This window comes from Massilia sp. UBA6681 (genome assembly GCF_002454935.1).
GTDB lineage: Bacteria > Pseudomonadota > Gammaproteobacteria > Burkholderiales > Burkholderiaceae_D > Telluria > Telluria varians.
Genome location: NZ_DKJX01000035.1, coordinates 1 through 4,006 on the forward strand (window position 1 = coordinate 1; position 4,006 = coordinate 4,006).

A 4,006-nucleotide genomic window follows, 5' to 3' on the forward strand; every position below is an offset into this window, starting at 1 on the left:
TCGCGGCGACGATGCCGGCGACCTGGCCGACGCGCCGTCCCGGTCCCGGTCCAGGTGGTGCTTCCCCGGAGCGGTGCTGGTGCGCAGCCGCGCCGCCGGCGCCTGCCAGCGGGGCTCCACGGAACTGGCGACGCACGAAGGCCGTGTAGCGTTCGCCGTCGGGCCCGGCCAACTGCCGGATGCCGCGGCGCGGCTCGCCCGAGGTCAGCTGGCGCGTGAGTTCGGCTTGCAGTTCGGGCGGCACCGGGCGGCCCAGCAGCTCGCGCCCCTGGCTGTCCTGCACGAACACCTGGGGACGCTGCATGTCGCCCAGCATCCCGCGCAAGGCCAGTACGCCGCCGTGCTTGAGGGTGGCGGCGGCCGCGTCGAGCGCGATCCAGGCCGGCGGGCCGTGGTCGAGTTCGATCGCCTGGCTGCGGGCACGGTCGCGCAGCCAGAAGGCGCCGCCGATGCCGATGGTGGCGGCGACCTGGGCAAGCAGGATGCAGAGGAAGAACTTCCAGAACAGGCGGCCCATGTCAGTCCCGGATCAGCTGGTAGCCCTGGCGGTAGATCGTCTGCACGGGAGAGCGGCCATCCGCAAGCAGGCCCAGTTTCTGGCGCAGGCTGCTCAGGTGCACGTCGATGTTGCGGTCGAAGCGCGCCAGTGGCCGGCCCAGGCCCTGTTCCGACAGCTCGTTCTTGCTGACGGGGCGGCCGGCATGGCGCGCCAGCACGTCGAGCAGGTTGAATTCGGTGCTGGTCAGCTCCAGCGGCGCGCCGTCCCAGGAGGCGCGGCGCTGTTCCGGATACATGCTCAGCTTGCCGACCGTGAGCACCGTGCCGGGGCCGGCGCCGCTGGCCTGGGTGCGGCGCAGGATGGCGCGCACCCGCGCGGTCAGTTCGCGCGGCGTGCAGGGCTTGGCGACATAGTCGTCGGCGCCCAGTNNCGAACTTGTAGCCCAGCCCGCGCACGGTGACCAGCAGCACGGGGTTGGACGGATCGCGTTCGATCTTGGAGCGCAGCCGCTTCACGTGCACGTCCAGGGTCTTGGTGTCCCCGACGTAGTCGGCACCCCAGATCCGGTCGATCAACTGCCCGCGCGTCATCACCCGGCCGGCATTGCGCAACAGCATCTCGAGCAGCTCGAATTCCTTCAGCGCAAGGCGTACCGGCTCACCGTTGACCGAGACCGTGTGCCGTTCCACATCCATCCGGACACCGCCGCTCTCCACCACATCGGGGACCAGCTCGACATCCTGACCGCGGCGCAGCACCGCCCGGATCCGGGCCACCAGTTCACGGTGCGAGAAGGGTTTGGTGACATAGTCGTCGGCGCCCAGTTCCAGGCCGAGGATGCGGTCGGCGTCGTCGCCGCGCGCGGTCAGCATCAGGATCGGAATCCGGCCCGCTGCGCAGCCGGCCGCGCGGATCTGGCGCAAGGCCTCGATGCCGTTCGTACCCGGCATCATCACGTCGAGGACCGCGATGGCATAGTCGCCGCGCAGCGCTTCGCGCACGCCGTCGTGGCCGTTGTGGACGCAGGTGGTGCGAAAGCCTTCCTGTCCCAGGTATTCGGAAAACATCCCGACGAGTTCGACGTCGTCGTCAATCAGCAGTACGTGGTTCATGGGCAGCAGGATAGCAAACGCGCCGCCGGCAGCTTCTTGTGCGGTGGGAAGTTTTACCTGGATTTACATGCCGGCCATTTATTGGTGTAGGCATTCCCCTCTAAACCCGGTTCGTACACCGGGCTCTTTCATTACAATGGACCGTTGACATTCACGCCATACCCTCATGAGCAAACCGCTGCTGCACTTTTCCCACGGGAACAGCTACCCGGCCGGCACCTATAGTCGGCTGTTCCAGGCCCTCGGCGCGCACTATGAGCTGCGCGCCCACGACATGTACGGCCACGACCCGCGCTTTCCGGTGGGCGACGGCTGGCACGGCCTGGTGGAGGAGCTGATCCACCAGCTGGAGGCCTACGAGCGCCCGCCGATCCTGGTCGGCCATTCGCTCGGCGGCATGCTGAGCATGATGGCGGCCAAGCAGCGGCCCGAGCTGGCGCGCTGCGTCGTCATGCTCGATTCGCCGGTGGTGGCCGGCTGGCGCGCCTTCCTGTGGAAGCTGGTCAAGCAACGCGGCATGGGTTCGCGCTTCTCGCCGGCGAAGTTTTCCGAACGCCGGCGCAATGTCTGGCCGGACCGGGCGGCGGCCTACCAGCATTTCATCGCCAAGCCGATGTTCCAGGCCTGGGCGCCCGGTGCGCTCGACGACTACCTCGACCACGGGCTCCAGCCCCATCCGGAAGGCGTGCAGCTGCGCTTCGACCGGGCCGTGGAAACCATGATCTACAACACGCTGCCGCACCACATGGGCGCGATCCTGCGCGCGCCTTTTCCCCTACCGATCGGCTTCATCGCCGGCACCACCTCGGAGGAGCTGCGCCAGGCCGGGCTCGACGCCACGCGCCGCCTGGTGGGGCGCAACCTGGTGATGATCGAGGGCGGCCACCTGTACCCGCTCGAGAAACCGCTTGAGACGGCGCGCCTGACCCACGAGATGATTGGGCGCCTGCTGTCGCCATCGATGCCGGCCACCCAAAGCGTGTCGGCGGCGGCGGTTTAGCGTAAAATCGCGGGATTGATTTTTTGGAATGTCACCGATGGCTATCAAGAGCGATAAATGGATCCGCCGCATGGCGGAAGAGACCGGGATGATCGAACCCTTCGAGCCGCGCCAGGTGCGCGAGTCCGACGGCCGCCGGGTCATTTCGTGGGGCACCTCGTCGTACGGCTACGATATCCGCTGCGCCGACGAGTTCAAGGTGTTCACCAACATCAACAGCACCATCGTCGACCCCAAGAATTTCGATTCGAATTCCTTCGTGGACGTCAAAAGCGATGTCTGCATCATTCCGCCGAATTCCTTCGCGCTGGCCCGCACCATCGAGTACTTCCGCATCCCGCGCAACGTGCTGACCGTGTGCCTCGGCAAATCGACCTATGCGCGCTGCGGGATCATCGTCAACGTCACGCCTTTCGAGCCGGAGTGGGAAGGCTACGTGACCCTGGAATTCTCGAACACCACGCCGCTGCCGGCCAAGATCTATGCCGGCGAAGGCTGCGCCCAGGTGCTGTTCTTCGAATCCGATGAAATCTGCGAGACCTCGTACAAGGACCGCGGCGGCAAGTACCAGGGCCAGCACGGCGTGACGCTGCCGAAAACCTGATTCAAATTTTGCGGTATCCTGTCAGGATTGAATCATATTGATGGGCTGAACCCGTATGGCTGATTGCTGCAGCGGCGGCTGTTCTTCCGGCAAACCGCCGGTCGACCCGCGTTACCGGCGCGTGCTCTGGATCGCGCTCTGGGTCAACGGATTGATGTTCGGCGTCGAAATTGTCGCCGGCTGGGCCGCGGGCTCGGTCGCGCTGCTGGCCGACGCGGTCGACTTCCTCGGCGACGCCGCCAACTACGGCATCTCCCTGTTCGTCCTCGCGCTGGCGCCGATCTGGCGCTCGCGCACCGCGCTGCTCAAGGGCGCGACCATGGGCGGCTATGGCGTCTTCGTGCTCGGCACCGCGCTGTGGCACCTCCAGCTTGGCGTCGCGCCGAAAGCGGAGACGATGGGCGTAGTGGGCTTCCTGGCCCTGCTCGCCAACTGCTCGGTGGGTGCTCTGCTATGGACCTACCGCAACGGCGACGCCAACATGCGCTCGGTGTGGCTGTGCACCCGCAACGACGCGATTTCCAACGTGGCCGTGATGCTCGCCGCCCTCGGCGTGTTCGGCACCGGGAGCGGCCTGCCGGACCTGCTGGTGGCCACCATCATGGGCCTGCTCGGCCTGTCCGCCGCGTATTCCGTCATGACCCACGCCCGCCGCGAGATGCGCGAGGGGCAGGCGCCTGCGCCTGCCGCGCCCGCGTCCGTGCCCGCCGCGACGATCGAACTCAAACGCCGCTAGCACGATCGCAGCGGCGTAAAAAAAGGGGCTTGCGCCCTAATGCCGTTCAGTTAAG

General features: G+C 66.8%; 3 protein-coding genes and 3 pseudogenes. 3 read left to right on the forward strand and 3 right to left on the reverse strand.

What is annotated here, in order from left to right:
* The 3 pseudogenes from B2R83_RS04980 to B2R83_RS04990 form a co-directional block, all read right to left on the reverse strand.
* Positions 1-517, reverse strand: a pseudogene (locus B2R83_RS04980) (two-component sensor histidine kinase); the annotation flags it as partial.
* Between the two features lies 1 nt (position 518).
* Positions 519-926, reverse strand: a pseudogene (locus B2R83_RS04985) (winged helix-turn-helix domain-containing protein); the annotation flags it as partial.
* Positions 925-1,611 (reverse strand): annotated as a pseudogene (locus B2R83_RS04990) (response regulator transcription factor); the annotation flags it as partial. The pseudogenes B2R83_RS04990 and B2R83_RS04985, both read right to left, overlap by 2 nt.
* A gap of 166 nt (positions 1,612-1,777) precedes the next feature.
* Between B2R83_RS04990 and B2R83_RS04995 the strand changes: the two are divergent.
* Genes B2R83_RS04995 through B2R83_RS05005 form a run of 3 tightly spaced genes read left to right on the forward strand, consistent with a single transcriptional unit; the run spans position 1,778 to position 3,951 of the window.
* Positions 1,778-2,611, forward strand: coding sequence for an alpha/beta fold hydrolase (locus tag B2R83_RS04995; RefSeq protein ID WP_292038730.1), 834 nt, complete (start codon positions 1,778-1,780; stop codon positions 2,609-2,611).
* Positions 2,612-2,648: 37 nt separating this feature from the next.
* Positions 2,649-3,215, forward strand: coding sequence for a dCTP deaminase (dcd, locus tag B2R83_RS05000; protein WP_027867561.1), 567 nt, complete (start codon positions 2,649-2,651; stop codon positions 3,213-3,215).
* A gap of 55 nt (positions 3,216-3,270) precedes the next feature.
* Entirely contained in the window at positions 3,271-3,951 is a 681-nt protein-coding gene (locus tag B2R83_RS05005) for a cation transporter (RefSeq protein ID WP_292038740.1), read from the forward strand.
* The last annotated feature ends 55 nt before the right edge of the window (positions 3,952-4,006 follow it).

Coding starts and splice junctions, on each gene's coding strand:
- B2R83_RS05005 (WP_292038740.1), top strand. CDS start 3,271: ATGGCTGATTGCTGCAGCGGCGGCTGTTCTTCCGGCAAACCGCCGGTC.
- B2R83_RS04995 (WP_292038730.1), top strand. CDS start 1,778: ATGAGCAAACCGCTGCTGCACTTTTCCCACGGGAACAGCTACCCGGCC.
- dcd (WP_027867561.1), top strand. CDS start 2,649: ATGGCTATCAAGAGCGATAAATGGATCCGCCGCATGGCGGAAGAGACC.